Raw genomic sequence first — 23,719 nt, 5'->3', positions numbered from 1 at the left:
GGAAGCGCCAAATGCAAAAAAGACTCCTGGTCAAAGCCCTCTTCGTCGGCATGCTGATGCTGCTGCTCGGCATACCGCTGGCCATGATCCAAGCCACCATCAACGAGCGCATCGCCTACCGCGACGAGGCGGCGCGCAGCATCGCCGCCGATTCGGTCGGCGAGCAGCACATCTACGGACCGGTGCTGGTCATGCCTTACGACGAGGTGTACACCGTCGAAGAGCGGGATAAGGACGGCAAGCCGGAAATCAAGCGCTACCGCAAGCGCTCGCAGCACCTGGTCTTCCCCAACCAGCTGGAAGTGCAGTCGAACCTGGAGACCGAGCGCCGCCATCGCGGCATCCACCAGGTGCTGATGTTCAACGGCGCCCACACGATCAGCGGCGACTTTACCGTGCCGTCGACGGCCGAACTGCCGCATACCGAATCGGGCTCGCAGATTACGCCGGAGCGTCCTTACCTCGCGCTGGCCGTGGCCGATGTGCGCGGCGTGCGCGATATCCCGCGCCTGGTATGGGGCGAACGCAGCGTCGAATTCGAACAGGGCTCCGGCCTGCAATCCTCGCGCCAGGGCTTGCACGCCACGCTGTCGCCCGAGGAGGCCGCCGCGGGCCCGGTCAAGTTCAGCTTCAGCCTGAACCTGGCCGGCATGGACAGCCAGTCCTTCGTGCCGCTGGCGCGCAACAACCGTTTCGTGATGTCCTCGCCCTGGCCGCACCCGCAGTTCAGCGGCCGCTTCCTGCCCGAGCAGTACAACCTGAACGAGAAGGGCTTCCAGGCCGTCTGGCGCATTTCCTCGCTGGCCAGCGAAGCCCAGGCCCAGCTGCGCCAGCGCGAACAGTCGGCAGGGCAGGGCGGCAATGCCTTGCCGCAACTCGATACCATCCACGCGTCGTTCATCGAACCGGTCAATGTGTATTCGATGGCCGACCGCGCCACCAAGTACGGCCTGCTGTTCGTGGCGCTGACGTTTGCCGCCTTCTTCCTGTTCGAGGTGATGAAGCGCCTGCCGATCCACCCGGTGCAGTACCTGCTGGTGGGGCTGGCCCTGGCGCTGTTCTTCCTGCTGCTGGTCAGCCTGTCCGAGCACTACGCCTTCGTCGCTTCCTACCTGGCCGCCAGCGCCGGCTGCATCGTGCTGATCGCGTACTACCTGGCCCACGTGCTGCGCGATTGGAAGCGCGGGGTCGGTTTCGGCGCCGCCCTGTGCGGCCTGTACGGCATTTTGTTCGGCCTGCTCAACTCGGAAAACAATGCCCTGATGCTGGGCGCCATCCTGCTGTTCGCCGTGCTGGCCGCCATCATGGTCGCCACCCGCAAAGTGGACTGGTACAACCTGGGCAACCAGGCAGGCTCGCCTGCGGAGCTGGCGTAAATGGACCTGGAGGGCTCCCTCATGCGCCGGATCTATTGGGGCCTTCTTTTCCTGCAGATGGTCATATTTGGACTACTCGAGCATGCGGGGCTGGCATGGTTGCGCATCACGGAATTTGGGGCGAGCGGCGACCCTGGTACTTGGGGAGCCATCGTCGTCGCCCTGAATATCGGCTTTGCGCTGACGTATCTTGCCGCGCTCGTCATATCGTCAAGAAGCAGGACGTTGCTTGATATTGCGCCGCTGCGGGACAGGCTGGCGCATTTGGGTATGACCCTCGGGTGGCCAGTGGCGATTTGGTTTGCCTATGGATTCTTATTCGGCTACTCGGCAAGTTGAGCTGGCCTGGCCATTTTATTTGGAGCTTGTATGAACGACATTCATAATTCACACTCCCCCGCCAGCGCGATGCTGCCAGGCGGTCTGCTGGCCCCCTCCCTCGCCGAGGGCGCGCAACTGATGGTGCTGTCCGGCTTCACGGCCGGGCCGCCGGCCGCGCCAGTGCGGGTGGTGCTTGACCAGCGTGGCACGCGTATGGTGCTGGTGCTGGCCAGCTATGAAACGGTGGCCTGGCAACTCGACGTGCGTCCCGGCACGGTGTTGGCCGCCGTGGTGGTCAGTGCCTACCGCGACGTCGCCGTGGCGGGACATGGCGCCGCGCCCGCCTTCCGGCTAGCCTTGCCTTGCGCCCCGACGCCGGGTAGCGCTGCCTACCAGGACCTGATGCAAATCCTGCAGGCGCGGCTGGGGCGTGGACAGCCCGATCTCTTTCGCGGCTATGAGCGATTGCCTGAGCAGGTGGCGATCGCTGCCGGCGGACCCGTAGTGGGCGCCGTGCTGCCATCGCAGGCGCGCATGCGGCGACAGCTGCACACCTGGCAAGCGGCCGGCCAGGATGTGCTGCACGCCAGGCGTCAGACCGCGGGCGCGACGCCCGGGCGTACAGCTCCCCTCACCGCGTCTGCTGCCGCGCGACGCGCCTGGGCATGAGGCCTGCCTTGGGCAGCAGGAGGGCCAGACCCGCCAGCAGCATCAGCCAGGCAGCGGGTTCCGGCACGGGCAACTGCAAGTCCAGGCCGGAATGCCAGTACCACCAGACGTTTTCCACTTCCGTCGTGTCGTTGCGCAAGGTGGCGACAATGGTGTCGTCGAACGACTGGGCCTGCGGCGACAGTAGCAGGCTGAAATAACTATGTTGCCACTGGTTGAGCGTGGCGGGCATGAACTGGGTCTCGCCCAGGACCCGGCCAAGGTAGGGGAAGGCGGCATCCGCGGCACTCAGTGCGCCATGCAGGCGGACGGTAAACGTCGCCACCGTGTTGGGCGCCACGTCGAAGTTGTGCACCTGGTAGTCGGCATCGGCTGACACGGTGTTGCGGCTGGCGCCGGGGATGAATTCGAGGTGGGCGGCGAGGGCGGTATACCCGTCCCGGGCCTCGGCCGTTGTCCAGCTGTTCCGGTAGCGGAGCGAAGAATGCTGCGGCAGCGTCGCCGCATCGTCGGGCCCGGCGTCGATGCGCTCATGTTGGCAGAAGGCGGGCGGGAAGCACAGGTCGTTGGACAGATGCGCCCAAGGCCGCACGGTCTGGGTGACCCCCGGCGCGGGGCCATCGGGGGCGATCGCCGCGGCCGTCACTTGCGGGTCGGAGAAGGTCACGGCGCCGTCCAGGGCGCGGTACTGGGCCCACGCGGGCAGGGCGCTGGCGAGGCACAGCGCCGTCATTACTGAGCTTGCTATCCTGTCCATAATGTCCTCCTGATAACCCTGCAAGGGTAGCGCGAAGCCGGCGCCGCGCGCGCCACGCAGGATTCAGCCTTGGCGGAACACAAACATTTGCCATACCTCGTACAAAGCTGTTGCGTCAAGTGGGAATTCTCGGTACACTAGCCGGCTTCGGTATGGGTTCGTCTTTTTTATGGCCCGTATCATTTTTTGTAGTTAAACAAAGCCCCGCCCAATCGTAGGTGGGAATGGAGAAAAAATGAGCCTTGGCCTCCTCGGTCGCAAGGTTGGTATGATGCGCATCTTCACCGATGACGGGGATTCGATCCCAGTCACCGTGGTCGACGTGTCGAACAACCGTGTTGCGCAAATCAAAACTCCTGAAGTGGATGGTTATTCCGCTGTTCAGGTTGTCTTCGGTCAGCGTCGCGCATCCCGCGTGACTAAAGCTGCTGCCGGTCACTACGCTAAAGCAGGTGTTGAAGCTGGTTCCTTCATCAAGGAATTCCGCGTTGACGCAGCTAAAGCCTCCGAACTGAAAGCCGGTGAAGTGATTGCCGCTTCCCTGTTCGAAGTCGGTCAAAAGATCGACGTGCAAGGTGTGTCGATTGGTAAAGGCTATGCCGGTACCATCAAGCGTCACAACTTCGCTTCGGGTCGTCAAACCCACGGTAACTCCCGTTCGCACAACGTACCAGGCTCGATCGGTATGGCGCAGGATCCAGGCCGTGTGTTCCCAGGTAAGCGCATGACCGGTCACATGGGCGACGTCACCGTCACCACCCAGAATCTGGAAATCGCTCGTATCGACGCTGAACGCCAGCTGCTGCTGGTGAAAGGTGCAGTGCCAGGCGCGAAAAACGGCCAGGTTGTTGTATCGCCAGCTGTTAAAGTTAAAGCAAAGAAGGGAGCTTAATCGATGGAACTGAAGCTCTTGAACGCGCAAGGTCAAGTCGCCTCCAACGTAGCCGCCGCTGACACCGTCTTCGGCCGTGACTACAACGAAGCACTGATCCACCAAGTCGTCGTTGCTTACGCTGCGAACGCACGTAGCGGTAACCGCAAGCAAAAAGACCGTGAAGAAGTCCACCACACGACCAAGAAGCCATGGCGCCAAAAAGGCACCGGCCGTGCTCGTGCTGGTATGTCCTCCTCCCCGCTGTGGCGCGGTGGTGGTCGCATCTTCCCGAACTCCCCTGACGAGAACTTCACCCACAAGGTCAACAAGAAGATGTATCGCGCAGGTATCTGCTCGATCCTGTCTCAGCTGGCCCGTGAAGAGCGTCTGGTGGTGATCGAAGATCTGTCGATCGAAGCCCCGAAGACCAAGCTGCTGTCGCAAAAGCTGACCGGCATGGGTCTGGACTCCGTCCTGATCGTTACCGATACCATCCAGGAAAACCTGGAACTGGCTTCCCGCAACCTGCCGAACGTGCTGGTTGTCGAGCCGCGTCACGCTGACCCAATGTCCCTGGTCTTCTACAAGAAGGTCCTGGTCACCAAGGCAGCCCTGGCACAGATTGAGGAGATGCTGGCATGAGCGCAGTTATCAAACACAGCGAAGAGCGCCTGATGAAGGTGCTGCTGGCTCCGGTCATTTCCGAAAAAGCCACCATGGTTGCGGAAAAGAACGAGCAGATCGTGTTCCTGGTTTCCAAGGATGCGACCAAGCCAGAAATCAAGGCCGCCGTTGAACTGCTGTTCAAGGTTGAAGTGGAATCGGTGCAGACCGTGAACCGCGAAGGTAAGGTTAAGCGTTCCGGCCGTTTCGTCGGTCGCCGCAACCACACCAAGCGTGCTTTCGTGTGCCTGAAGCCAGGCCAGGAAATCAATTTCACCGAGGAGGCTAAATAATGGCACTCGTTAAGATGAAGCCAACCTCCCCAGGCCGTCGCGGCATGGTGAAGGTTGTGAACAGCGACCTGTACAAAGGTCGTCCGTTCGCCGCCCTGCTGGAAAAGAAGTCGAAGACTGCTGGCCGTAACAACAACGGTCACATCACCACCCGCCACATCGGCGGTGGTCACAAGCAGCACTACCGTATTGTGGACTTCAAGCGCAACAAGGATGGCATCCCTGCGAAAGTGGAACGTATCGAATACGATCCAAACCGCACCGCGCACATCGCCCTGCTGTGCTACGCCGACGGCGAGCGCAAGTACATCATCGCCCCGAAAGGCGTGAGCGTTGGCGACACCCTGCTGAACGGTTCGGAAGCGCCGATCAAGGCCGGTAACTGCCTGCCAATCCGCAACATCCCAGTCGGCACCAACATCCACTGCGTGGAAATGCTGCCAGGTAAAGGTGCCCAGATGGCCCGTACCGCTGGCGCCGTTGTGGTCCTGATGGCCCGCGAAGGTACCTACGCCCAGGTGCGCCTGCGCTCCGGCGAAGTGCGCCGCGTGCACATCGAGTGCCGCGCCACCATCGGCGAAGTCGGCAATGCCGAGCACAGCCTGCGCAAGATTGGTAAAGCCGGTGCCATGCGCTGGCGCGGTGTTCGCCCAACCGTCCGCGGTGTGGTCATGAACCCGATCGACCACCCGCACGGTGGTGGTGAAGGCCGTACCGCAGCTGGTCGTCATCCAGTGTCCCCATGGGGCCAGCAGACCAAGGGTAAGAAGACTCGCTCCAACAAGCGTACTTCTTCGATGATCGTCTCTCGCCGCGGCAAGAAATAAGGATAAACCATGACTCGTTCATTGAAAAAAGGGCCGTTCTGCGACGCCCACCTGGTGAAAAAAGTCGAAACCGCGCAAGCGATCAAAGACAAAAAGCCAATCAAAACCTGGTCCCGTCGCTCGACGATCATGCCTGACTTCATCGGTCTGACCATCGCCGTGCACAACGGTAAGGTCCACGTGCCTGTGTACGTTTCCGAGAACATGGTTGGTCACAAGCTCGGCGAATTCGCGCTGACCCGTACCTTCAAGGGCCACGCTGCTGACAAAAAGGCTAAGAAATAATGGAAACCAAAGCTATCCTCAAAGGCGTACGCCTGTCGGATCAAAAAGGTCGCCTGATCGCTGACCTGATTCGCGGTAAGAAGGTTGATGCTGCCCTGAATATCCTGCAGTTCAGCCCGAAAAAAGGCGCGTTCATCATGAAGAAAGTGCTGGAGTCCGCTATTGCGAACGCCGAGCACAACGACGGTGCCGACATCGACGAACTGTTCGTGAAAACGATCTTCGTCGAAAAGGGCCCAATCCTGAAGCGCTTCACTGCACGCGCTAAAGGTCGTGGCGACCGTATCTCGAAACAATCCTGTCACATTTACGTGACTGTCGGTAACTAAGGAGCTGCGATGGGTCAGAAAATTCATCCAACCGGTTTCCGTCTGGCGGTCACCCGTAACTGGGCATCTCGCTGGTACGCAACCAACGGTAACTTCGCTTCCATGCTGAACGAAGACCTGAAGGCACGTGCTTTCCTGAAAAAGAAGCTGAAAAACGCTTCCGTCGGCCGCATCGTGATCGAGCGTCCTGCCAAGAACGCACGCTTCACCGTGTACAGCTCGCGTCCTGGCGTCGTGATCGGCAAGAAGGGCGAAGACATCGAAGTACTGAAGTCCGCCCTGACCAAGATCATGGGCGTGCCAGTGCACGTGAATATCGAAGAAATCCGTAAGCCGGAAATCGACGCGCAGCTGATCGCTGACTCGATCTCCCAGCAGCTGGAAAAGCGTATTATGTTCCGCCGCGCCATGAAGCGCGCCATGCAGAACGCAATGCGCCTGGGCGCCCAGGGCATTAAGATCATGTCCTCCGGCCGCCTGAACGGCATCGAGATCGCCCGTACCGAATGGTATCGCGAAGGCCGCGTGCCGCTGCATACCCTGAAGGCGGACATCGACTACGGTACTTCGGAAGCCTCGACCACCTACGGCATCATCGGTGTCAAGGTGTGGGTGTACAAGGGTGACCGCTCCGCCACTGGCGAAGCACCAGTCATCGACACCCCAGCGGAAGAGAAAAAGCCACGTGGCCCGCGCCGCGACGACGGTAAGCCAGCTGGCCGCCGTCCAGCTCCAGGCGCCAAAGCCCCAGCCGGTCGCCGCGCTGCCAAGCCGGCCGCAGCTGACAAAGCAGGAGAATAAGCATGCTGCAACCAAGCCGCAGGAAATATCGTAAAGAGCAGAAAGGCCGCAACACCGGCATTTCGCACTCCACCGGCACCAATGTGTCGTTCGGTGAGTTCGGCCTGAAGGCCGTGGCACGCGGCCGTATCACCGCGCGCCAGATCGAGTCCGCACGTCGTGCGATGACCCGTCACATCAAGCGTGGTGGCCGTATCTGGATCCGTGTCTTCCCAGACAAGCCGATCTCCAACAAGCCTGCCGAAGTCCGTATGGGTAACGGTAAGGGTAATCCGGAGTACTACGTTGCCGAAATCCGTCCAGGCAAAGTCCTGTACGAAATGGATGGCGTTGGCGAAGAACTGGCACGCGAAGCGTTCCGTCTGGCTGCTGCTAAACTGCCGCTGGCTACCACCTTCGTGGTGCGCCAGGTTGGCCAATAATTGGAGTGAAATATGAAAGCATCTGAACTCCGTGGCAAAGACCAGGCCGCACTGCAGAAAGAACTGAACGACCTGCTCAAGGCCCAGTTCGGTCTGCGCATGCAGGCTGCTACCCAGCAGCTGGGCAACAGCTCGCAGCTGAAGAAGGTCCGCCGCGACATCGCCCGCGTGAAAACGGTAATGAACTCGAAGGAAGCGAAATGACCGAACAAGTTAAGCTGAAGCGTACTCTGATCGGTAAAGTCGTGTCCGACAAGATGGACAAGACCGTTACCGTTCTGATCGAACGTCACGTCAAGCACCCTCTGTATGGCAAGATCATCGTGCGTAGCGCCAAGTACCACGCGCACGACGAGACCAACCAGGTCAAAGCCGGTGACACGGTCGAGATCCAGGAAGGTCGTCCGATCTCCAAAACGAAGGCGTGGACGGTGACCCGTGTAGTGCAAGCTGCACAAATCGTCTAAGTAAGTTGCAAGCCGGGAGCGTGAGTTCCCGGCCACAATTTAATTAGTTCTTGCAGGCCCGCAGGTTTTATGTGATACTTGCGGGCTTCGTCCATGTATCCGCCGCAAAGTTTCTCTCCGCAGACGCGATAGCGGTCAGTACTTGTATGAAGATCAAGCACCCAATCAGTGCGCATTGTGCGCGCTGGCGGGACCAAGACTGACCGATATCCGCATTGTGTGGATTCTTCGGCTTAAGTTGGGAAAGAGATAACTATGATTCAAACTGAAAGCCGGCTCGAAGTAGCCGACAACACCGGTGCCAAGGAAGTGATGTGCATCAAGGTGTTGGGCGGTTCCAAGCGCCGTTACGCTGGCATCGGCGACGTGATCAAAGTCACCGTTAAGGTGGCTCAGCCTCGCGGCCGTGTCAAAAAAGGTGAAATTTATAACGCCGTGGTAGTGCGCACCGCTAAGGGTGTGCGTCGCCAGGACGGTTCGCTGGTGAAGTTCGACGGCAATGCCGCTGTCCTGCTGAACAACAAGCTGGAACCGATCGGTACCCGTATCTTTGGACCAGTGACGCGCGAACTGCGCACTGAGAAGTTCATGAAGATCGTGTCCCTGGCACCGGAAGTCCTGTAAGGAGTCAGACAATGGATAAGATTCGCAAAAACGACGAAGTCATCGTCCTGACTGGTAAGGACAAGGGCAAGCGCGGCGTAGTGACCCAGCGTGTAGACGCTGAGCACGTCGTGGTTGATGGCGTTAACGTGGCTAAAAAAGCCGTTAAGCCGAACCCAATGACGGGTGTTCAAGGTGGCATCGTCGATAAGACCATGCCGATCCACGTGTCCAACGTTGCGCTGTTCAACGCTGCGACCGGTAAGGCAGATCGCGTAGGCTTCAAGGAAGTGGACGGTAAAAAAGTCCGCATCTTCAAGTCGAACGGCGAAGTAGTGAAAGGGTAATCAGAAATGGCCCGTCTGCAACAACTGTACAAAGACAAGATCGTCGCTGAGCTGACCGGTAAATTCGGTTACACCTCCGTGATGGAAGTGCCGCGCCTGACCAAGATCACCCTGAACATGGGTCTCTCGGAAGCCGTGGCTGACAAGAAAATCATCGAGCACGCTGTTGGCGACCTGACCAAGATCGCCGGCCAGAAGCCAGTCGTGACCAAGGCCCGTAAGGCTATCGCCGGTTTCAAGATCCGCGAAGGCTACCCGATCGGTACCATGGTGACCCTGCGCGGCGCCCGCATGTATGAATTCCTGGACCGTCTGATCACCGTGGCTCTGCCGCGCGTGCGTGACTTCCGTGGTGTGTCTGGTAAATCCTTCGATGGCCGTGGTAACTACAACATCGGCGTGAAAGAACAGATCATCTTCCCGGAAATCGAGTACGACAAGATCGACGCACTGCGTGGTATGAACATTTCGATCACCACCACCGCGAAGACCGACGACGAAGCCAAAGCGCTGCTCGCCGCCTTTAAATTCCCGTTCAGGAACTAAACGATCATGGCAAAACTCGCACTGATTAACCGTGAACAGAAGCGTGCTGACCTGGTGGCGAAATTCGCCGTCAAGCGCGCCGCTCTGAAGGCCATCATTGATGACCAGACCAAGTCGGAAGAAGAGCGTTACGAAGCGCGCCTGAAACTGCAGGCACTGCCGCGTAACTCGGCTCCAACCCGTCAGCGCAACCGCTGCCAGGTCACCGGTCGCCCACGTGGCACCTTCCGTAAATTCGGCCTGGGTCGTATCAAGCTCCGTGAATTCGCCATGCGTGGTGAGATCCCGGGTATGACCAAAGCCAGCTGGTAATAGGAGAATAAGCAATGAGTATGAGCGATCCTATCGCCGATATGCTGACCCGTATTCGCAACGCACAAACCGTGCAGAAGACCTCCGTGGCCATGCCATCGTCGAAGGTTAAAGTTGCGATTGCCAACGTCCTGAAAGACGAGGGTTACATTGAAGATTTCGCCGTGTCCACCTCTGAGGGCAAGTCGGAACTGAAAATCGGTTTGAAATATTATGTAGGCCGTCCTGTGATCGAGCGTCTGGAACGTGTTTCGCGTCCAGGCCTGCGTATCTACAAAGGCAAAGATGAGATCCCAACCGTGATGAACGGCCTGGGCGTGGCAATCGTGTCGACCCCGAAAGGCGTCATGACCGATCGCAAGGCGCGCGCTACCGGTGTTGGTGGCGAAGTCATCTGCTTCGTGGCTTAAGGAGTAACACAATGTCTCGTGTAGCTAAAATGCCGATCGTTGTGCCTGCTGGCGCCGAAGTTGCCATCTCCGCACAAGCGATCACCGTCAAGGGCCCGCTGGGTACCCTGACCCAGAGCCTGAACGGCCTGGTAAAAGTTGAAAACAACGCTGGCACCCTGTCCTTCGACGTGGTGAACGACAGCCGTGAATCGAACGCCATGTCCGGCACCCTGCGTGCCCTGGTGAACAACATGGTAGTGGGCGTGACCAAGGGCTTCGAGAAGAAGCTGTCCCTGGTTGGCGTGGGTTACAAGGCCCAGGCGCAAGGCGACAAGCTGAATCTGTCCCTGGGCTTCTCGCACCCAGTCGTCCACGACATGCCTGCCGGCATCAAGTGCGCCACCCCGACCCCGACCGAGATCATCATCTCTGGCGTTGATCGCCAAAAAGTCGGCCAGGTGGCTGCCGAAGTGCGTGCTTACCGCTCCCCTGAGCCTTATAAGGGCAAGGGTGTCCGCTATGTGGACGAAGTGGTTAAGCTCAAAGAAACCAAGAAGAAGTAATTAGGGGCTGACGATGGACAAAAAAGAATCTCGTCTGCGCCGCGGACGTCAAACTCGCATCAAGATCGCGCAACTGAAAGTGAACCGCCTGTCGGTGCACCGCACTAACCTGCACATTTACGCGAACCTGATCAGCCCGGACGCCAAAGTTCTGGTTTCGGCCTCGACCGTGGAAGCGGAAGTGCGCGCCGAGCTGGCTGGCAAGTCTGGCAAGGGTGGCAACGCCGCCGCTGCCGCACTGGTTGGCAAGCGTGTCGCAGAAAAAGCACTGAAAGCGGGCATCACCGAAGTCGCCTTCGACCGCTCCGGTTTCCGTTACCACGGCCGCATCAAGGCGCTGGCTGAAGCCGCGCGTGAAGCTGGCCTGAAGTTCTAAGGGTACGATCATGGCAAAAATGCAAGCAAAAATGGCATCCGATAAGCCGGATGATGGCATGCGCGAAAAGATGATCGCGATCAACCGCGTGACCAAAGTGGTCAAGGGTGGTCGCATCATGGGCTTCGCCGCGCTGACCGTGGTGGGTGACGGCGATGGCCGCATCGGCATGGGCAAGGGCAAGTCGAAGGAAGTTCCGGTCGGTGTGCAGAAGGCAATGGAAGAAGCCCGTCGCAACCTGATCAAGGTTCCTCTGAAGAACGGTACCCTGCAGCACACCGTGACCGGCCGTCACGGCGCCTCGCGCGTCATGATGTCCCCGGCCAAGCCTGGTACTGGCGTGATCGCTGGTGGCGCCATGCGCGCTATCTTCGAGGTGATGGGCGTGACCGACGTCGTGGCGAAATCCACCGGCTCGAACAACCCGTACAACCTGGTGCGCGCCACCCTGGACGGCCTGGCCAAAATGAGCACTCCAGCTGACATCGCCGCCAAGCGCGGCAAGTCGGTTGAAGAGATCCTGGGTTAATAGGGAGCACTTCAATGAGCACTATCAAAGTCAAACTGGTGAAGGGCCTGATCGGCACCCGTCAAGACCACCGCGCAACCGTGCGTGGCCTGGGCCTGCGTCGTGTGAACTCTGTCAGCGAACTGCAGGACACTCCTGCGGTGCGCGGCATGATCAACAAGGTCGCCTACCTCGTTAAAGTCGTTTCCTAAGCGACCCTTAGGAACTGGAGAAAACAATGCAACTGAATACCATTCAACCAGCAGAAGGCGCGAAGCACGCTAAGCGCCGCGTTGGCCGCGGTATCGGCTCCGGCCTGGGTAAAACCGCAGGCCGCGGCCACAAAGGTCAGAAATCGCGTTCGGGCGGCTTCCACAAAGTCGGCTTCGAAGGCGGTCAAATGCCTCTGCAGCGTCGTCTGCCTAAGCGTGGCTTCAAATCCCTGAATGCCACTTTCAAGGCTGAAGTGCGTCTGTCCGACCTGAACGCGCTGGCTGTCGGCGAAGTCGACATCCTGGTGCTGAAACAGGCCGGCGTGCTGAATGTTCTGGCACGCGACGTACGTGTGATCGCTTCCGGCGAAATCACCAAAGCAGTGACCGTAAAAGGCCTGAAGGTGACCGCTGGCGCGAAAGCAGCCATCGAAGCAGCTGGCGGCTCGGTAGCCTGAGTCAGCTAGCTTAATCGGAGCGAAAATTGGCCAACAACCAACAGCTTGCTAAATCCGCCGCCGCCGGCTTCCCTTGGAACCGGCTGTGGTTTTTGCTGGGCGCTCTGGTGGTGTACCGGATCGGGGCTCATATCCCCGTTCCAGGTATTGACCCGCTGAAGCTGGCACATTTGTTTGATTCGCAGCAAAACGGCATCCTGGGCATGTTCAACATGTTCTCGGGTGGTGCGTTGTCGCGTTTCACCATCTTTGCCTTGGGCATCACTCCATACATCTCGGCCTCGATCATCATGCAGCTGGTGTCGATCGTGTCCCCGACGATGGAGGCGCTGAAAAAAGAAGGTGAATCGGGGCGTCGCAAGATTACCCAGTACACCCGTTATGCAACTGTCGGTCTGGCGCTGTTCCAAGCGTTCGGCATGGCGGCCTTCATGGAATCCCAGGGTGTGGTACTCGACCCGGGCGTCATGTTCCGCTTCGTCACCGTGGTGACACTGCTGACCGGCACCATGTTCGTGATGTGGTTGGGCGAGCAAATTACCGAGCGTGGTCTGGGTAATGGCATCTCGATCATCATCTTCGCCGGTATCGCTGCCGGTCTGCCGAATGCGCTGGGTGGCTTGTTTACCCAGGTCGGCAACCGCCAGATCAACGAGTTCTCGGCGATTCTCATCGTGGTCCTGGTGGCAGCCGTCACCTATGCCGTGGTGTTTGTCGAACGTGGTCAGCGCAAGATCCTGGTCAACTATGCCAAACGTCAGGTCGGTAACAAGATCTACGGTGGGCAGACCAGCCACCTGCCGCTCAAGCTCAATATGGCAGGCGTCATCCCGCCGATCTTCGCTTCGTCGATTATCTTGTTCCCGGCTACCATCGTGGACTGGTTTTCGAAAGGTTCGGACAACAACAACCCGGTTGTGCGTTTCCTGAAAGATCTGGCCGCGTCGTTGGCTCCTGGTGAGCCAATCCATGCACTGCTGTACGCTGTGGCAATCATTTTCTTCTGCTTCTTCTACACCGCTCTGGTGTTCAACAGCAAAGAAACTGCGGACAACTTGAAGAAGAGCGGGGCCTTTGTGCCAGGGATTCGTCCCGGTGAGCAGACAGCCCGTTACATCGACAAGATTTTGATGCGATTGACCCTGGCGGGCGCCGTGTACATCACCGCCGTGTGCTTGCTGCCTGAATTCATGCAAGCGCAATGGAAGGTGTCGTTCTATTTTGGTGGTACTTCGCTGTTGATTATTGTGGTTGTGACCATGGACTTCATGGCCCAAGTGCAAAACTATGTGATGTCGCAGCAATATGAATCGCTGCTGCGCAAAGCTAACTTCAAGGGCGGGCTTCCGACACGATAAATGGCAAAAGACGACGTAATTCAGATGCAGGGCGAGATCCTGGAGAACTTGCCCAATGCAACTTTTCGAGTAAAGCTGGAAAACGGCCACGTGGTACTCGGCCACATTTCGGGTAAAATGCGTATGAACTACATCCGCATTCTCCCTGGCGACAAAGTCACGGTTGAATTGACGCCGTACGACCTGTCCCGGGCCCGTATTGTGTTCCGGACAAAGTAATTAATTAAGCAATTTCGAACATAAGAGAGTGCAATCATGAAAGTTAACGCTTCAGTTAAGCGCATCTGCCGCAACTGCAAGATCATCAAGCGCAAGGGCGTGGTCCGCGTAATCTGCGTGGAAGCTCGTCACAAGCAGCGTCAAGGTTAATTCGAGGGAATAACGAATGGCACGTATTGCAGGGGTTAACATCCCAAACCATAAGCACACCGTTATCGGCCTGACCGAGATCTACGGTATCGGCCGTCCTCGTTCGCAGTTCATCTGCGCACAAGCCGGCGTTGCAACCAACAAGAAGGTCAAGGACCTGGACGACAGCGAACTCGAGAAGCTGCGTGAAGAAATCGGCAAATTCATCGTGGAAGGCGACCTGCGCCGCGAGCTGTCGATGAACATCAAGCGTCTGATGGACCTGGGCTGCTACCGTGGTCTGCGTCACCGTAAGGGCCTGCCGGTCCGCGGTCAGCGCACCCGCACCAATGCACGTACCCGCAAGGGCCCGCGCAAAGCCGCTCAATCGCTGAAGAAATAATCTAGGAAACTACTATGGCTAAGCAACAAAGCTCCGCAGCAGCCGCTCGCGTACGCAAGAAAGTCAAGAAGAACGTCGCTGAAGGTATCGCACACGTTCACGCTTCCTTCAACAACACCATCATCACCATCACCGACCGCCAGGGCAACGCTCTGTCGTGGGCGACCTCCGGTGGTGCTGGCTTCAAGGGTTCGCGTAAGTCGACCCCGTTTGCAGCGCAGGTTGCTGCTGAAGCCGCTGGTAAAGTTGCGCAGGAATGCGGCGTGAAGAACCTGGAAGTTCGCATCAAGGGCCCTGGTCCTGGCCGCGAATCCGCTGTGCGCGCACTGAACAACCTGGGCATCAAGATCACCGAGATCCAGGACGTGACCCCAGTGCCGCACAACGGCTGCCGTCCTCCAAAGCGTCGCCGCATCTAATCTCTGCAAGACAATGGCCGGTCTGGTGTGGACCGGCCACCGTTTTCAGACATCAAAATTGCTGGAACAGTGAACCGGAAACGGTTATACTGTCCGGCTATTTTTGCCTTTCCGCGCCGCTTTTGTAGCCGGACTGGCAATGTTGAGCCACCGCCTGCTTGCACGTGGAGCAGGCTAGCGCCTAACCGCATCCCGATGCGGCTGGGGCGTCATTTAATCAATTAAGGAAAATACCGTGGCACGTTATATCGGACCAAAAGCAAAACTGTCCCGCCGTGAAGGCACCGACCTGTTCCTGAAGAGCGCACGCCGCTCCCTGGATTCCAAGTGCAAGCTGGATGTCAAGCCAGGCCAGCACGGCGTGAAATCCGGCGCCCGCACCTCCGACTACGGCAACCAGCTGCGCGAAAAGCAGAAGGTCAAGCGTATGTACGGCGTGCTGGAACGCCAGTTCCGCCGCTACTTCGCTGAAGCTGAGCGCCGCAAGGGCGCCACCGGCGAAACCCTGCTGCAACTGCTGGAATCGCGCCTGGACAACGTGGCCTACCGCATGGGCTTCGGCTCGACCCGCGCTGAAGCGCGTCAGCTGGTTTCCCACAAAGCGTTCACCGTGAACGGCAACGTGGTCAACATCCCTTCCTTCAACGTGAAGAAAGGCGACGTGATCGCCGTGCGCGAAAAGTCGAAGAAGCAGACCCGTATCGTGGAAGCGCTGTCGCTGGCGGAACAAGTTGGCATGCCAGCTTGGGTGTCGGTTGACGCGAAGAAAATGGAAGGTACCTTCAAGTCCTTCCCAGAGCGTAACGAAATCGCTGCTGACGTCAACGAATCGCTGATCGTCGAACTGTATTCCCGTTAATCGCGGGTGCTGTACCAAGGCGGGACTGGGTCCCGCCTTTTCCATTTAATGCCATCAGCCTTATCGGTGTAACGAGCCGAGGGTAATGAAAAGGACATTTACATGCAAAATAGCTTGTTGAAACCACGTATTATCGATGTTGAAGCCCTAGGCCACGGTCACGCCAAAGTCGTGATGGAGCCATTCGAGCGCGGCTACGGCCACACTCTGGGCAACGCGCTGCGCCGCGTGCTGCTGTCTTCGATGACCGGCTATGCGCCGACCGAAGTCACCATCGCCGGTGTCGTTCACGAGTACTCCTCGCTGGACGGCGTGCAGGAAGACGTGGTTGACCTGCTGCTGAACCTGAAGGGCGTCGTGTTCAAGGTGCACAACCGTGACTCCGTGACCCTGACCCTGAAGAAGGAAGGCGAAGGCCCTGTGATGGCGTCGGACATCGACCTGCCGCACGACGTGGAACTGATCAACCCGGACCACGTGATCGCCAACCTGACCGCTGGCGGCAAGCTGGACATGCAGATCAAGGTTGAAAAAGGCCGCGGCTACGTTCCTGGCAATGTGCGCCGCCTGTCGGAAGACGCCAACAAGACCATCGGCCGCATCATCCTGGACGCGTCGTTCTCGCCAGTGCGCCGTGTTTCCTACGCTGTCGAATCGGCGCGTGTGGAACAGCGTACCGACCTGGACAAGCTGATCATCAACATTGAAACCAATGGCGTGATCACCCCGGAAGAAGCGATCCGCCAATCGGCGCGCGTGCTGGTCGACCAGCTGAACGTGTTTGCTGCCCTGGAAGGCACCGAAACCACCGCTGAAGCGCCATCGCGCGCTCCAATGGTCGATCCGATCCTGCTGCGTCCAGTGGACGACCTGGAACTGACCGTGCGTTCGGCCAACTGCCTGAAAGCGGAAAACATTTACTACATCGGCGACCTGATCCAGCGTACCGAAAACGAGCTGCTGAAGACCCCGAACCTGGGCCGCAAGTCGCTTAACGAAATCAAGGAAGTGCTGGCATCGCGCGGCCTGACCTTGGGCATGAAACTCGAGAACTGGCCACCTGCCGGTCTGGAGAAGTAATTTCCAGCTTGGGTGACCGTGCCGGACCTCGCGCAGCGAGGTTCTGCCCGGTGACCAACTGATTCGCAGTACCACCCGTCGCGCTGTGCGGCGGGTGTCAATAACCCTGAACCGGACCGCGCTCTCGGGCGATCGAAGATCTCGGAATTAAACAACATCGAAAGGAAGTACCATGCGTCACCGTAACGGCCTCCGTAAACTGAACCGTACCTCGTCCCACCGTCTGGCAATGCTGCGCAACATGACTGTTTCGCTGCTGCGTCACGAAGCGATCAAGACCACCCTGCCAAAGGCCAAGGAACTGCGTCGCGTCGTGGAACCAATCCTGACCCTGGGCAAGACCGACACCCTGGCCAACAAGCGTCTGGCTTTCGCCCGTCTGCGCGACCGCGAGATGGTTCTGAAGCTGTTCGCTGAACTGGGCCCACGCTACGCAAACCGCAACGGCGGCTACCTGCGTATCCTGAAAATGGGTTTCCGTCATGGCGACAACGCTCCAATGGCTTTCATCGAGCTGCTGGACCGTCCAGAGACCAGCTCTGCTGACGAGGCACCAACCGCTGAGTAATCTCAGTCAGGTTTATTAAGAAGCCGGGCATTGCCCGGCTTTTTTTGTCTGTAAGCCGGTGGCAGCTTAGCGGCTGTTTCAAAATGGGCGTGGCTAGGCGCAGCGACGAAGGCAGTGCGCCTGCACGGCAAGGAGCTGCAACAACGCCATGGCCATTTTGAAACGGCCTCTTAAAGCGGCGTTAAGCCGTCCGGTGTACCATTGGCGTGCCCGATCGATTCACCGCCCAAGACCATGCACCATAAAGCATCCCCTTTCCAGGCGTGGCTGTTCGCCGCGCTGTCCCTCCTTGTCTTCCTGATTGCCGGACCGGTGCGTGCCGAGGATGCATACCTCGATCCGCAGGTCGCCTTCAAGTTCTCCACCAGGGTGGTGGACGGCAAGGCGGTGGCGGTCACCTTCGATATCGCGGACGGCTACTATATGTACCGCGAGCGTTTCAAATTCACGGCCGAGGGCGCCACGCTGGGCGCCCCGCAGTTCCCGCCAGGCAAGGTCAAGTACGATGAGAACTTCGCCAAGAACGTGGAAACCTACCGCCAAGAGGTGACCGTGCTCATCCCGGTCGAGGCGGCGGGCCTGTTCACACTGAAAGTGAGCAGCCAGGGCTGCTCGGAAAAAGGCCTGTGCTATTCGCCGCTGGAGTCGAGCGCGCGCCTGATGCTGGTCGGCGGGAAAGCCACCGGCGCCATGGACAAGGCGCGCGCCCTGTTCGGAATCGGCAAGGGCCCCGCGTCGGGCGCCCAGAGTGTGGCGAGTGCTGCCGCGCCGGCCGGCACGGCGGCCGCTGCCGCCTCCAGTGTGGACTGCCCGGCGCCCGGCGCGCTGGCCGACGGCGGCGTCAGCGGTTCGGCCGCTGGCGGCGACAGCGAATCGGGCCGCATCGAAGCTGCCCTGAAGGGCGGCAGCCTGCTGGTCATCGCTCCCCTATTCATCCTGCTTGGCCTGGGCTTGTCGTTCACGCCCTGCGTGTTGCCGATGGTGCCGATCCTGTCCTCGATCATCGTGGGCGATGGCGCGGCCGGTAACCGTTCGCGCGGTTTCATCTTGTCCCTGAGCTATGCCCTTGGCATGGCGATCGTCTACACCGGGCTGGGCATTGCGGCCGGCCTGGTCGGCCAGGGGCTTGCCGCTGCCCTGCAAAACCCGTGGGTGCTGGGCGCCTTCGGTCTGTTGATGGCCGGCATGTCGCTGTCCATGTTCGGCGTCTTCGAATTGCAAGTCCCTGCCGGCATGCAGTCGCGCCTGGCAAATGCGTCGAACCGCCAATCGGGTGGCAAGCTGGCCGGTGTGTTCGCCATGGGCGCCATCTCGGCCCTGATTGTCGGCCCTTGCGTAGCCGCGCCCCTGGCGGGCGCCCTGGTGTATATCAGCCAGACCCGCGACGTGGTGGTGGGCGGCAGCGCACTGTTCTCGATGGCGGTCGGCATGAGCATTCCGCTGCTGCTGGTCGGCGTCTCCGCAGGCGCCCTGTTACCGCGCGCCGGTGTCTGGATGCAGGCCGTCAAACGCTTCTTCGGCGTGCTGATGCTGGCCATGGCCCTGTGGCTGGTGGCCCCGGTATTGCCCGGCAAGCTCTTGATGGTCGGCTGGGCGGTATTGGGTGTCGCTTATGCGTTCTACCTGCTGACGCATGAGCGCGGTAAATGGCTGCCTAAAGCGATTGCCGTGATTTTTGCGTTGCTGGGTCTTATCCAGATCGCCGGCCTGGCCACTGGCAGTGCCGGACCGCTGGACGCTGTTTCCAAAGTCATTGGCCATGAAAGCAAGCCTTTGCAATTCCAGCGCGTTAAAACTGTCGATGAACTGAATAATGTGCTGTGCAATACCGGCGGTAAAACCGTCATGCTGGATTTTTATGCGGACTGGTGCACGTCGTGCAAGGAAATGGAGAAATTGACTTTTATTGACCCGGCAATCCAAAAGAAGCTGGCCAATACCATTTTGCTGCAGGCCGACGTCACGGGAAATGACGATGCCGATAAAGCCATGCTGCAAAAATTCAAGCTGTTCGGCCCGCCCGGCATTATCATGTTTAATAGCGCCGGCCAGGAAATTCCGGATTCGCGGGTGATTGGCTTCCAGAATGTCGAGAAATTCCAGCAGTCACTGCAAAAGCTGAACTGATCAATGAGGGCGCCGCGCGGCGCCCTTTCTTTTTTGAGCTGCAGCGACTTTTCCTGCCATCCCACCGATCCTGGCTGCCAGCGGCCGCGCCACGCTGCGCTCACCGCTGCATCGGCGAATCAAGCTCAGCATTAGCTGGTTTGTGCCAATATTTGGTCTGCTTGCCAATCTTTTGGCCAAAAAATGCCGAGATGGCGATGGTCCATCTCGGCTATGAAGACTAGGGTTGGATTCAGTCGCGGCGGTGCATCATGCCGCCGCGCTGATGCGCGCCGGCGTGCTCAGTTTTCTCGTCGAAGAGTTTCTGCTGTTCTGGCGTCAGCGCGGCATAGAACGTCTTCGTGGCCGCCAAATTGCTTTCCATCCGGGTAATGCGGGCTTTGGCCATTTCAATGTGTTTTTCCATACGCTGCGGCGCCGGCATTTCTTTCATTGCCGCGCGGTCGATTTGGTCGTGCTGCGGCATATTCGATTTTCGCGCCGACAAATAAGCCTGCCAAGCCCCTTCCTGCGCCGGCGTGATTTTCAAGGCATCGTGCAAACGCTGTGCATGTTCATCCATGCGCTCCTGCATTTTTACCGGATCGAATTTGGTGGCCGCATATTGGTGCTGCGGCGCTTCTTCCGCGACGGCCGGCAAAGCCGTCGCGCCCAAACCGATAATCGTCGCGCCGATAACGAATGCTTTAGATAAGGCTTTCATTATTAATCCCTTCACAAATGAAATGATGAAATTGTGCATTCGCATTGCACATGGAAATTATCTTCCCAGTTTCCTGTTTCAACCAAGTGTCCAGAGGTCGGGATTTTGTATCGAGATGTTGCGTTATCGATTTCATTATGGCAATCTTGCTTTTCTGTTTATACACAAGTGGGCCTTACAGGATAATTATGCGGAATAGTGTGCTTGGGATGATGGGGGTGGCCGTGTTGCTGGCCGCCTGCGGTGGTGGCGGGGGAAGTGGCGGCAAGGACGCGGCACAAGTGCCACCCGCGCCCAAAACCTATGTCGCCGCGAAAGCGACGGTGGGCGACTACTACACGTACAAAAACACCTTCCAGGCGCTGGAGCCAACCCCGGGCGTCGCCAGGGAATCATACAACACGAGGCTGCTGACCAGCGTGTCGGACGATGGCGCGAAGAGCTACCGGTCCTCAACGAACTCGCCAATCCGTAACGGGAACGATTTCCTATACACAACCTTAACCATGGATTTCGATCAGCTTGGCCGCTGGCTCGCAACGACCCGCGCAGACTGCCGCATTACCCCTGCGCCTGCCCAGTATTTTGTTGCGCCCAATTCGCTTTCGGTCGGGGCGAGCTGGCAATACAGCGGCCGCATTGAATCCAAATGTGCCCTCAATCCTGCGACGGTGCAAACCGATGAACTCAACGCCAAGGCGGTTGCAGAGGAGTCGATTACCGTTCCGGCTGGCACCTTTAATACCATCAAGATCACTCAAAGCGAGCAACTGCGGGATGACGCATTCCTGTACAGCATGGAGCAAAGCTGCTGGTGGGAGCCCAATCTTGGGGTGGAAGTGAAATGCGTGATTAACACTACCCTGACCGAAACGGGAACCAGCCGTAAGGAAGTTTCCGTCAACACCCGCGAGTTGCAGGGATATGCCAACCAGGCCTTGGCAAGGAAGGCCGATACGCTCCTGCGTTACACGGGAGCCTGGAAGGGGCGCTTCCAGGGCGCGGCCCCCAACGAAGGCGTTGCCGGCGATTGCAAGCTGCTGCTGAAAGCCGATGGCACTATCACGGGAAGCTGCAGTGGGGCTTCGGTAACATTCAATCTTACCGGCACCATCAGTGCAAATGGACAATTGAGCCTCGCTTTGGGCGGCGCCGGCCAGTTTACCGGCAAGCTCGACAATCAAGAGCAGATCAGCGGCACCTGGAGCACGCCGGATGGCGTCAACGGGACCTGGAGCCTGAGCCGCTAAGCTGCCGCCCCGCATGAGTTTGTAACGCAATGTGTACTTCCGCTGGCTTTACACATGGCGATACAAACTCATTCCCTGCCCAAGTCGTATCAAGGGATAATTGTAGGCATGGAAAATGCCGCCTCAATTCTCATCGTCGACGACGACCGCGATATCCGTACCCTGTTGCAGGATTACCTGGAAACCAACGGTTACCGTACCCATGGCGCCGGCGATGGTGCGGCGATGTGGAAAGTGCTGGACAACGCCAAGCCCGACCTGATCGTGCTCGACCTGAACCTGCCCGGCGAAGACGGCCTGACCCTGTGCCGCAAGCTGCGCGCCCACTCGACCCTGCCGGTCATCATGCTGACGGCCCGCAGCGAGCCGCTGGACCGCATCCTCGGCCTGGAAATGGGCGCCGATGATTACCTGCCCAAGCCCTTCGAGCCGCGCGAGCTGCTGGCGCGCATCCGCAGCGTACTGCGCCGCAGCAACAATAGCGGCGCCAGTGGCGTTGAAAAGGCCAGCCGCATCCGCTTCTCGAACTGGGTGCTGGACCTGACGGCGCGCCACCTGGTCAATCCGCAAGGCACGGTCATCATGCTGTCGGGCGCTGAATTCCGCCTGCTCAAAGTCTTCCTCGAGCATCCGAACCGCGTGCTGAACCGCGACCAGCTGCTGAACCTGACCCAGGGCCGCGATGCCGACCCCTTCGACCGTTCGATCGACATCCAGATCAGCCGCCTGCGGCAGAAGCTGGGCGAAGATGCCCGCCTGCCGCAAATCATCAAGACAGTACGCAATGGCGGTTACGTGCTGGCCGGTGCGGTGGCGGTGGAGCCGGACTGATGACATCGTTCTTCAGGGGCATGACGGGCCGGGTCTTCCTGGTCCTGATGCTGGGTATCCTTGCCTCTGCCGCGCTGACACAGTACCTGGCCGTCAATGAACGCCAGCGCACCCTGCAGCGCTACCGCGACTATTTCGCCCTGGAGCGCGCCGAACAAATCATTTCCACCGCCAGCGTGGTGATGCCCGAATCGCGCAACCAATATCTGCGCGTGGCGAGCATGGGGGCGATCAAGCTGGAAGTGCTGAGCCAGCTGACGGGCGTCAGCCCGGACCTGAGCGAGTTCGGCGCCACTCTGGGCAATCGCCTCGGCAAGCAGTATGTGCTGCAATCGCTGGTCGACCGTCCCGAAGCCTGCGAACACCCGACCACGACCTATACCCCGTTTTCCGTGTTTGGCGCCGGTACCGGCACCTGGCGCGGCACCTGCGAATCGATTGCGGTGACCATGCCGGACGGCCAGCACCTGAAGCTGTCCATCATGCCGCCGCGCCAGCCGGCGCCGACCGGCAAGAATGAGTATGCCGCGTTCGTCCCCTTCCTGATCTGCATTGCCGTGCTGGCCTACCTGGTGGCGCGCATGACCATGGTGCCGCTGAATAAGCTGGCCAAGGCCGCCAAGAACCTCGGGCATGACATCAACCACGCGCCCATCGCGCTGGGCGGCACGACGGAAATCCGCACCGCCTCGGCTGCCTTCAACGCCATGCAGGCGCGCATCCGCCAGCACATTGCCCAGCGCACGGAGATGCTGGCCGCCATCACGCACGATCTGCAGACCCCGCTGACCCGCATGCGCCTGCGCCTGGAAAAGGTGAAGGACACCGAGCTGCAGGGCAAGCTGCTGGAAGACCTGTCGGCCATGCAGCAGATGGTCAAGGAAGGCCTGGACCTGGCGCGCAGCATGGACGCCACCGAAGCCATGCAGCGGGTCGACCTGGACGCCTTGCTCGACAGCGTGTGCGCCGACGCCGCCGACGCCGGCCAGCAGGTCGAATTGAAAGGCCGCGCCGCCATGGACATGATGGGCCGCCCGCTCGACATCCGTCGCTGCCTGGTGAACCTGATCGACAACGCCGTCAAATACGGCCAGCGCGCCCATGTGACGGTCGAGCGCATGGCGGGAGCTTCGCGGGTGCGCATCCGCGACGACGGCCCCGGTATTCCCGCCAACCAGCTGGCGCAAGTGTTTGAACCGTTTTACCGCCTGGAGACCTCGCGCAACCGCGCCTCGGGCGGCACCGGCCTCGGTCTGACGATCGCGCGCAATATCGCCGAGCAGCATGGCGCCAGCCTGAGCCTGGCCAACCATGCCAGTGGCGGGCTGGAAGCCATCCTCGTATTTCCCGAATTTTATGCAGGAAAGTAGTG

Annotated in this window: 37 protein-coding genes; 35 read left to right on the top strand and 2 right to left on the bottom strand. The window is 59.3% G+C overall.

All coding sequences use genetic code 11. The annotated features are described in order from the left end of the window. Positions 1 to 11: 11 nt before the first annotated feature. The 3 genes from creD to H597_RS0107920 all read left to right on the top strand — a co-directional run bounded on the left by creD (position 12) and on the right by H597_RS0107920 (position 2,366). On the top strand, positions 12 to 1,376 hold the full coding sequence (creD, locus tag H597_RS0107930) for a cell envelope integrity protein CreD (RefSeq protein WP_028101671.1): 1,365 nt from the start codon (positions 12 to 14) through the stop codon (positions 1,374 to 1,376). A gap of 21 nt (positions 1,377 to 1,397) precedes the next feature. Further along, positions 1,398 to 1,715 (top strand): hypothetical protein, encoded by a 318-nt coding sequence (locus tag H597_RS0107925; RefSeq protein WP_154668013.1) that lies wholly within the window; start codon positions 1,398 to 1,400, stop codon positions 1,713 to 1,715. Between the two features lie 171 nt (positions 1,716 to 1,886). Then, positions 1,887 to 2,366 carry a hypothetical protein gene (locus H597_RS0107920; protein WP_154668012.1) on the top strand — a complete coding sequence of 160 codons (480 nt, stop codon included), beginning with the start codon at positions 1,887 to 1,889 and terminating at the stop codon, positions 2,364 to 2,366. On the opposite strand, the gene H597_RS0107915 is transcribed toward H597_RS0107920, so the two are convergent. Beyond that, positions 2,329 to 3,123: a PEP-CTERM sorting domain-containing protein gene (locus tag H597_RS0107915; RefSeq protein ID WP_154668011.1), complete on the bottom strand. Its 795-nt coding sequence runs from the start codon at positions 3,121 to 3,123 to the stop codon at positions 2,329 to 2,331. The two genes, H597_RS0107920 and H597_RS0107915, sit on opposite strands and share 38 nt — an antisense overlap. Before the next feature lie 235 nt (positions 3,124 to 3,358). Here H597_RS0107915 and rplC point away from each other — a divergent pair, with 235 nt between their 5' ends. The 29 genes from rplC (at position 3,359) to dsbD (ending at position 19,563) form a co-directional block, all read left to right on the top strand. Continuing rightward, complete coding sequence (gene rplC, locus H597_RS0107910) at positions 3,359 to 4,015, top strand: 50S ribosomal protein L3 (protein WP_028101667.1); 657 nt, start codon at positions 3,359 to 3,361, stop codon at positions 4,013 to 4,015. 3 nt (positions 4,016 to 4,018) lie between these two features. Then, entirely contained in the window at positions 4,019 to 4,639 is a 621-nt protein-coding gene (gene rplD / locus H597_RS0107905) for a 50S ribosomal protein L4 (RefSeq protein WP_028101666.1), read from the top strand. Further along, on the top strand, positions 4,636 to 4,953 hold the full coding sequence (rplW, locus tag H597_RS0107900; protein ID WP_028101665.1) for a 50S ribosomal protein L23: 318 nt from the start codon (positions 4,636 to 4,638) through the stop codon (positions 4,951 to 4,953). Before rplD ends, rplW begins: the two co-directional genes overlap by 4 nt. After that, positions 4,953 to 5,780 carry a 50S ribosomal protein L2 gene (gene rplB / locus H597_RS0107895; RefSeq protein ID WP_028101664.1) on the top strand — a complete coding sequence of 276 codons (828 nt, stop codon included), beginning with the start codon at positions 4,953 to 4,955 and terminating at the stop codon, positions 5,778 to 5,780. The genes rplW and rplB overlap by 1 nt, the downstream gene beginning before the upstream one ends. A gap of 9 nt (positions 5,781 to 5,789) precedes the next feature. Beyond that, positions 5,790 to 6,065, top strand: a complete 276-nt coding sequence (gene rpsS / locus H597_RS0107890; RefSeq protein WP_028101663.1) for a 30S ribosomal protein S19 — start codon at positions 5,790 to 5,792, stop codon at positions 6,063 to 6,065. Further along, positions 6,062 to 6,394, top strand: coding sequence for a 50S ribosomal protein L22 (gene rplV / locus H597_RS0107885; protein ID WP_211232025.1), 333 nt, complete (start codon positions 6,062 to 6,064; stop codon positions 6,392 to 6,394). The genes rpsS and rplV overlap by 4 nt, the downstream gene beginning before the upstream one ends. Positions 6,395 to 6,403: 9 nt before the next feature. Beyond that, positions 6,404 to 7,195, top strand: coding sequence for a 30S ribosomal protein S3 (gene rpsC / locus H597_RS0107880; RefSeq protein ID WP_028101661.1), 792 nt, complete (start codon positions 6,404 to 6,406; stop codon positions 7,193 to 7,195). 2 nt (positions 7,196 to 7,197) lie between these two features. Next, a complete protein-coding gene (gene rplP / locus H597_RS0107875) occupies positions 7,198 to 7,617 on the top strand; it encodes a 50S ribosomal protein L16 (protein ID WP_028101660.1) in 420 nt (139 codons plus the stop codon). Between the two features lie 12 nt (positions 7,618 to 7,629). Further along, positions 7,630 to 7,821, top strand: coding sequence for a 50S ribosomal protein L29 (rpmC, locus tag H597_RS0107870; RefSeq protein ID WP_028101659.1), 192 nt, complete (start codon positions 7,630 to 7,632; stop codon positions 7,819 to 7,821). After that, positions 7,818 to 8,084, top strand: a complete 267-nt coding sequence (gene rpsQ, locus H597_RS0107865; RefSeq protein ID WP_028101658.1) for a 30S ribosomal protein S17 — start codon at positions 7,818 to 7,820, stop codon at positions 8,082 to 8,084. The genes rpmC and rpsQ overlap by 4 nt, the downstream gene beginning before the upstream one ends. A 255-nt stretch (positions 8,085 to 8,339) precedes the next feature. Further along, complete coding sequence (rplN, locus tag H597_RS0107860) at positions 8,340 to 8,708, top strand: 50S ribosomal protein L14 (RefSeq protein WP_028101657.1); 369 nt, start codon at positions 8,340 to 8,342, stop codon at positions 8,706 to 8,708. Between the two features lie 11 nt (positions 8,709 to 8,719). Beyond that, positions 8,720 to 9,034, top strand: a complete 315-nt coding sequence (gene rplX, locus H597_RS0107855) for a 50S ribosomal protein L24 (RefSeq protein ID WP_028101656.1) — start codon at positions 8,720 to 8,722, stop codon at positions 9,032 to 9,034. A gap of 6 nt (positions 9,035 to 9,040) precedes the next feature. Beyond that, entirely contained in the window at positions 9,041 to 9,580 is a 540-nt protein-coding gene (rplE, locus tag H597_RS0107850) for a 50S ribosomal protein L5 (RefSeq protein ID WP_028101655.1), read from the top strand. A gap of 6 nt (positions 9,581 to 9,586) precedes the next feature. Continuing rightward, positions 9,587 to 9,892 carry a 30S ribosomal protein S14 gene (gene rpsN, locus H597_RS0107845; protein WP_028101654.1) on the top strand — a complete coding sequence of 102 codons (306 nt, stop codon included), beginning with the start codon at positions 9,587 to 9,589 and terminating at the stop codon, positions 9,890 to 9,892. 14 nt (positions 9,893 to 9,906) lie between these two features. Then, a complete protein-coding gene (gene rpsH, locus H597_RS0107840) occupies positions 9,907 to 10,302 on the top strand; it encodes a 30S ribosomal protein S8 (protein ID WP_028101653.1) in 396 nt (131 codons plus the stop codon). An 11-nt stretch (positions 10,303 to 10,313) separates the two neighbouring features. After that, the gene (gene rplF / locus H597_RS0107835) at positions 10,314 to 10,847 is read left to right on the top strand and encodes a 50S ribosomal protein L6 (RefSeq protein WP_028101652.1); all 534 of its coding nucleotides are present in this window, start codon (positions 10,314 to 10,316) and stop codon (positions 10,845 to 10,847) included. 13 nt (positions 10,848 to 10,860) lie between these two features. Further along, positions 10,861 to 11,223: a 50S ribosomal protein L18 gene (gene rplR / locus H597_RS0107830; protein ID WP_028101651.1), complete on the top strand. Its 363-nt coding sequence runs from the start codon at positions 10,861 to 10,863 to the stop codon at positions 11,221 to 11,223. A gap of 10 nt (positions 11,224 to 11,233) precedes the next feature. Continuing rightward, positions 11,234 to 11,752, top strand: a complete 519-nt coding sequence (rpsE, locus tag H597_RS0107825) for a 30S ribosomal protein S5 (protein WP_035373424.1) — start codon at positions 11,234 to 11,236, stop codon at positions 11,750 to 11,752. A 14-nt stretch (positions 11,753 to 11,766) separates the two neighbouring features. After that, entirely contained in the window at positions 11,767 to 11,943 is a 177-nt protein-coding gene (gene rpmD, locus H597_RS0107820; RefSeq protein ID WP_035373423.1) for a 50S ribosomal protein L30, read from the top strand. 26 nt (positions 11,944 to 11,969) lie between these two features. Beyond that, the gene (gene rplO / locus H597_RS0107815; protein ID WP_028101648.1) at positions 11,970 to 12,401 is read left to right on the top strand and encodes a 50S ribosomal protein L15; all 432 of its coding nucleotides are present in this window, start codon (positions 11,970 to 11,972) and stop codon (positions 12,399 to 12,401) included. Between the two features lie 26 nt (positions 12,402 to 12,427). After that, entirely contained in the window at positions 12,428 to 13,759 is a 1,332-nt protein-coding gene (gene secY / locus H597_RS0107810; RefSeq protein WP_028101647.1) for a preprotein translocase subunit SecY, read from the top strand. Then, on the top strand, positions 13,760 to 13,978 hold the full coding sequence (infA, locus tag H597_RS0107805) for a translation initiation factor IF-1 (protein ID WP_005663428.1): 219 nt from the start codon (positions 13,760 to 13,762) through the stop codon (positions 13,976 to 13,978). 36 nt (positions 13,979 to 14,014) lie between these two features. Next, complete coding sequence (gene rpmJ, locus H597_RS34010; RefSeq protein WP_082507582.1) at positions 14,015 to 14,128, top strand: 50S ribosomal protein L36; 114 nt, start codon at positions 14,015 to 14,017, stop codon at positions 14,126 to 14,128. Between the two features lie 16 nt (positions 14,129 to 14,144). Then, a complete protein-coding gene (rpsM, locus tag H597_RS0107800) occupies positions 14,145 to 14,510 on the top strand; it encodes a 30S ribosomal protein S13 (RefSeq protein WP_028101646.1) in 366 nt (121 codons plus the stop codon). A 14-nt stretch (positions 14,511 to 14,524) separates the two neighbouring features. Further along, positions 14,525 to 14,929 carry a 30S ribosomal protein S11 gene (gene rpsK, locus H597_RS0107795; protein WP_028101645.1) on the top strand — a complete coding sequence of 135 codons (405 nt, stop codon included), beginning with the start codon at positions 14,525 to 14,527 and terminating at the stop codon, positions 14,927 to 14,929. Positions 14,930 to 15,164: 235 nt separating this feature from the next. Next, on the top strand, positions 15,165 to 15,788 hold the full coding sequence (gene rpsD, locus H597_RS0107790) for a 30S ribosomal protein S4 (RefSeq protein ID WP_028101644.1): 624 nt from the start codon (positions 15,165 to 15,167) through the stop codon (positions 15,786 to 15,788). Positions 15,789 to 15,890: 102 nt separating this feature from the next. Then, positions 15,891 to 16,868, top strand: coding sequence for a DNA-directed RNA polymerase subunit alpha (locus H597_RS0107785; protein ID WP_028101643.1), 978 nt, complete (start codon positions 15,891 to 15,893; stop codon positions 16,866 to 16,868). A 172-nt stretch (positions 16,869 to 17,040) separates the two neighbouring features. Further along, on the top strand, positions 17,041 to 17,436 hold the full coding sequence (gene rplQ, locus H597_RS0107780; protein ID WP_028101642.1) for a 50S ribosomal protein L17: 396 nt from the start codon (positions 17,041 to 17,043) through the stop codon (positions 17,434 to 17,436). A gap of 234 nt (positions 17,437 to 17,670) precedes the next feature. Beyond that, a complete protein-coding gene (gene dsbD / locus H597_RS0107775) occupies positions 17,671 to 19,563 on the top strand; it encodes a protein-disulfide reductase DsbD (RefSeq protein ID WP_051293611.1) in 1,893 nt (630 codons plus the stop codon). A gap of 232 nt (positions 19,564 to 19,795) precedes the next feature. Here the strand turns inward: dsbD and H597_RS30125 are convergent, their stop codons facing one another. Next, positions 19,796 to 20,305, bottom strand: a complete 510-nt coding sequence (locus H597_RS30125; RefSeq protein ID WP_051293610.1) for a Spy/CpxP family protein refolding chaperone — start codon at positions 20,303 to 20,305, stop codon at positions 19,796 to 19,798. A gap of 11 nt (positions 20,306 to 20,316) precedes the next feature. Here H597_RS30125 and H597_RS0107765 point away from each other — a divergent pair, with 11 nt between their 5' ends. The 3 genes from H597_RS0107765 (at position 20,317) to H597_RS0107755 (ending at position 23,717) form a co-directional block, all read left to right on the top strand. Then, positions 20,317 to 21,516: a hypothetical protein gene (locus tag H597_RS0107765; RefSeq protein WP_028101640.1), complete on the top strand. Its 1,200-nt coding sequence runs from the start codon at positions 20,317 to 20,319 to the stop codon at positions 21,514 to 21,516. Positions 21,517 to 21,624: 108 nt separating this feature from the next. Further along, positions 21,625 to 22,347: a response regulator gene (locus H597_RS0107760; RefSeq protein ID WP_028101639.1), complete on the top strand. Its 723-nt coding sequence runs from the start codon at positions 21,625 to 21,627 to the stop codon at positions 22,345 to 22,347. Continuing rightward, positions 22,347 to 23,717, top strand: coding sequence for an ATP-binding protein (locus tag H597_RS0107755; protein WP_028101638.1), 1,371 nt, complete (start codon positions 22,347 to 22,349; stop codon positions 23,715 to 23,717). Before H597_RS0107760 ends, H597_RS0107755 begins: the two co-directional genes overlap by 1 nt. The last annotated feature ends 2 nt before the right edge of the window (positions 23,718 to 23,719 follow it).

Origin of the sequence: Pseudoduganella violaceinigra DSM 15887 (genome assembly GCF_000425385.1) — a bacterium.
Lineage (GTDB): Bacteria > Pseudomonadota > Gammaproteobacteria > Burkholderiales > Burkholderiaceae_D > Rugamonas > Rugamonas violaceinigra.
Note: the sequence above shows the minus strand (reverse complement) of the source record. Positions and strands in the feature narration are given on the sequence as shown.

Excerpts from the sequence above, each read along its gene's own strand:
- rplQ (WP_028101642.1), top strand. The coding sequence starts at position 17,041 with ATGCGTCACCGTAACGGCCTCCGTAAACTGAACCGTACCTCGTCCCAC.
- H597_RS0107785 (WP_028101643.1), top strand. The coding sequence starts at position 15,891 with ATGCAAAATAGCTTGTTGAAACCACGTATTATCGATGTTGAAGCCCTA.
- rplX (WP_028101656.1), top strand. The coding sequence starts at position 8,720 with ATGGATAAGATTCGCAAAAACGACGAAGTCATCGTCCTGACTGGTAAG.
- dsbD (WP_051293611.1), top strand. The coding sequence starts at position 17,671 with ATGCACCATAAAGCATCCCCTTTCCAGGCGTGGCTGTTCGCCGCGCTG.
- creD (WP_028101671.1), top strand. The coding sequence starts at position 12 with ATGCAAAAAAGACTCCTGGTCAAAGCCCTCTTCGTCGGCATGCTGATG.
- rplF (WP_028101652.1), top strand. The coding sequence starts at position 10,314 with ATGTCTCGTGTAGCTAAAATGCCGATCGTTGTGCCTGCTGGCGCCGAA.
- H597_RS0107765 (WP_028101640.1), top strand. The coding sequence starts at position 20,317 with ATGGAAATTATCTTCCCAGTTTCCTGTTTCAACCAAGTGTCCAGAGGT.
- rpsH (WP_028101653.1), top strand. The coding sequence starts at position 9,907 with ATGAGTATGAGCGATCCTATCGCCGATATGCTGACCCGTATTCGCAAC.
- rpsK (WP_028101645.1), top strand. The coding sequence starts at position 14,525 with ATGGCTAAGCAACAAAGCTCCGCAGCAGCCGCTCGCGTACGCAAGAAA.
- rpmD (WP_035373423.1), top strand. The coding sequence starts at position 11,767 with ATGAGCACTATCAAAGTCAAACTGGTGAAGGGCCTGATCGGCACCCGT.
- rplO (WP_028101648.1), top strand. The coding sequence starts at position 11,970 with ATGCAACTGAATACCATTCAACCAGCAGAAGGCGCGAAGCACGCTAAG.
- rplR (WP_028101651.1), top strand. The coding sequence starts at position 10,861 with ATGGACAAAAAAGAATCTCGTCTGCGCCGCGGACGTCAAACTCGCATC.
- H597_RS30125 (WP_051293610.1), bottom strand. The coding sequence starts at position 20,305 with ATGCACAATTTCATCATTTCATTTGTGAAGGGATTAATAATGAAAGCC.
- rpmJ (WP_082507582.1), top strand. The coding sequence starts at position 14,015 with ATGAAAGTTAACGCTTCAGTTAAGCGCATCTGCCGCAACTGCAAGATC.
- rplE (WP_028101655.1), top strand. The coding sequence starts at position 9,041 with ATGGCCCGTCTGCAACAACTGTACAAAGACAAGATCGTCGCTGAGCTG.
- rpsS (WP_028101663.1), top strand. The coding sequence starts at position 5,790 with ATGACTCGTTCATTGAAAAAAGGGCCGTTCTGCGACGCCCACCTGGTG.
- rpsN (WP_028101654.1), top strand. The coding sequence starts at position 9,587 with ATGGCAAAACTCGCACTGATTAACCGTGAACAGAAGCGTGCTGACCTG.
- rplC (WP_028101667.1), top strand. The coding sequence starts at position 3,359 with ATGAGCCTTGGCCTCCTCGGTCGCAAGGTTGGTATGATGCGCATCTTC.
- H597_RS0107755 (WP_028101638.1), top strand. The coding sequence starts at position 22,347 with ATGACATCGTTCTTCAGGGGCATGACGGGCCGGGTCTTCCTGGTCCTG.
- infA (WP_005663428.1), top strand. The coding sequence starts at position 13,760 with ATGGCAAAAGACGACGTAATTCAGATGCAGGGCGAGATCCTGGAGAAC.
- H597_RS0107915 (WP_154668011.1), bottom strand. The coding sequence starts at position 3,123 with ATGGACAGGATAGCAAGCTCAGTAATGACGGCGCTGTGCCTCGCCAGC.
- rplB (WP_028101664.1), top strand. The coding sequence starts at position 4,953 with ATGGCACTCGTTAAGATGAAGCCAACCTCCCCAGGCCGTCGCGGCATG.
- rpsE (WP_035373424.1), top strand. The coding sequence starts at position 11,234 with ATGGCAAAAATGCAAGCAAAAATGGCATCCGATAAGCCGGATGATGGC.
- rpsC (WP_028101661.1), top strand. The coding sequence starts at position 6,404 with ATGGGTCAGAAAATTCATCCAACCGGTTTCCGTCTGGCGGTCACCCGT.
- H597_RS0107760 (WP_028101639.1), top strand. The coding sequence starts at position 21,625 with ATGGAAAATGCCGCCTCAATTCTCATCGTCGACGACGACCGCGATATC.
- rpmC (WP_028101659.1), top strand. The coding sequence starts at position 7,630 with ATGAAAGCATCTGAACTCCGTGGCAAAGACCAGGCCGCACTGCAGAAA.
- rplD (WP_028101666.1), top strand. The coding sequence starts at position 4,019 with ATGGAACTGAAGCTCTTGAACGCGCAAGGTCAAGTCGCCTCCAACGTA.
- rplW (WP_028101665.1), top strand. The coding sequence starts at position 4,636 with ATGAGCGCAGTTATCAAACACAGCGAAGAGCGCCTGATGAAGGTGCTG.
- rplP (WP_028101660.1), top strand. The coding sequence starts at position 7,198 with ATGCTGCAACCAAGCCGCAGGAAATATCGTAAAGAGCAGAAAGGCCGC.
- rpsQ (WP_028101658.1), top strand. The coding sequence starts at position 7,818 with ATGACCGAACAAGTTAAGCTGAAGCGTACTCTGATCGGTAAAGTCGTG.
- H597_RS0107925 (WP_154668013.1), top strand. The coding sequence starts at position 1,398 with ATGCGCCGGATCTATTGGGGCCTTCTTTTCCTGCAGATGGTCATATTT.
- rpsM (WP_028101646.1), top strand. The coding sequence starts at position 14,145 with ATGGCACGTATTGCAGGGGTTAACATCCCAAACCATAAGCACACCGTT.
- rplN (WP_028101657.1), top strand. The coding sequence starts at position 8,340 with ATGATTCAAACTGAAAGCCGGCTCGAAGTAGCCGACAACACCGGTGCC.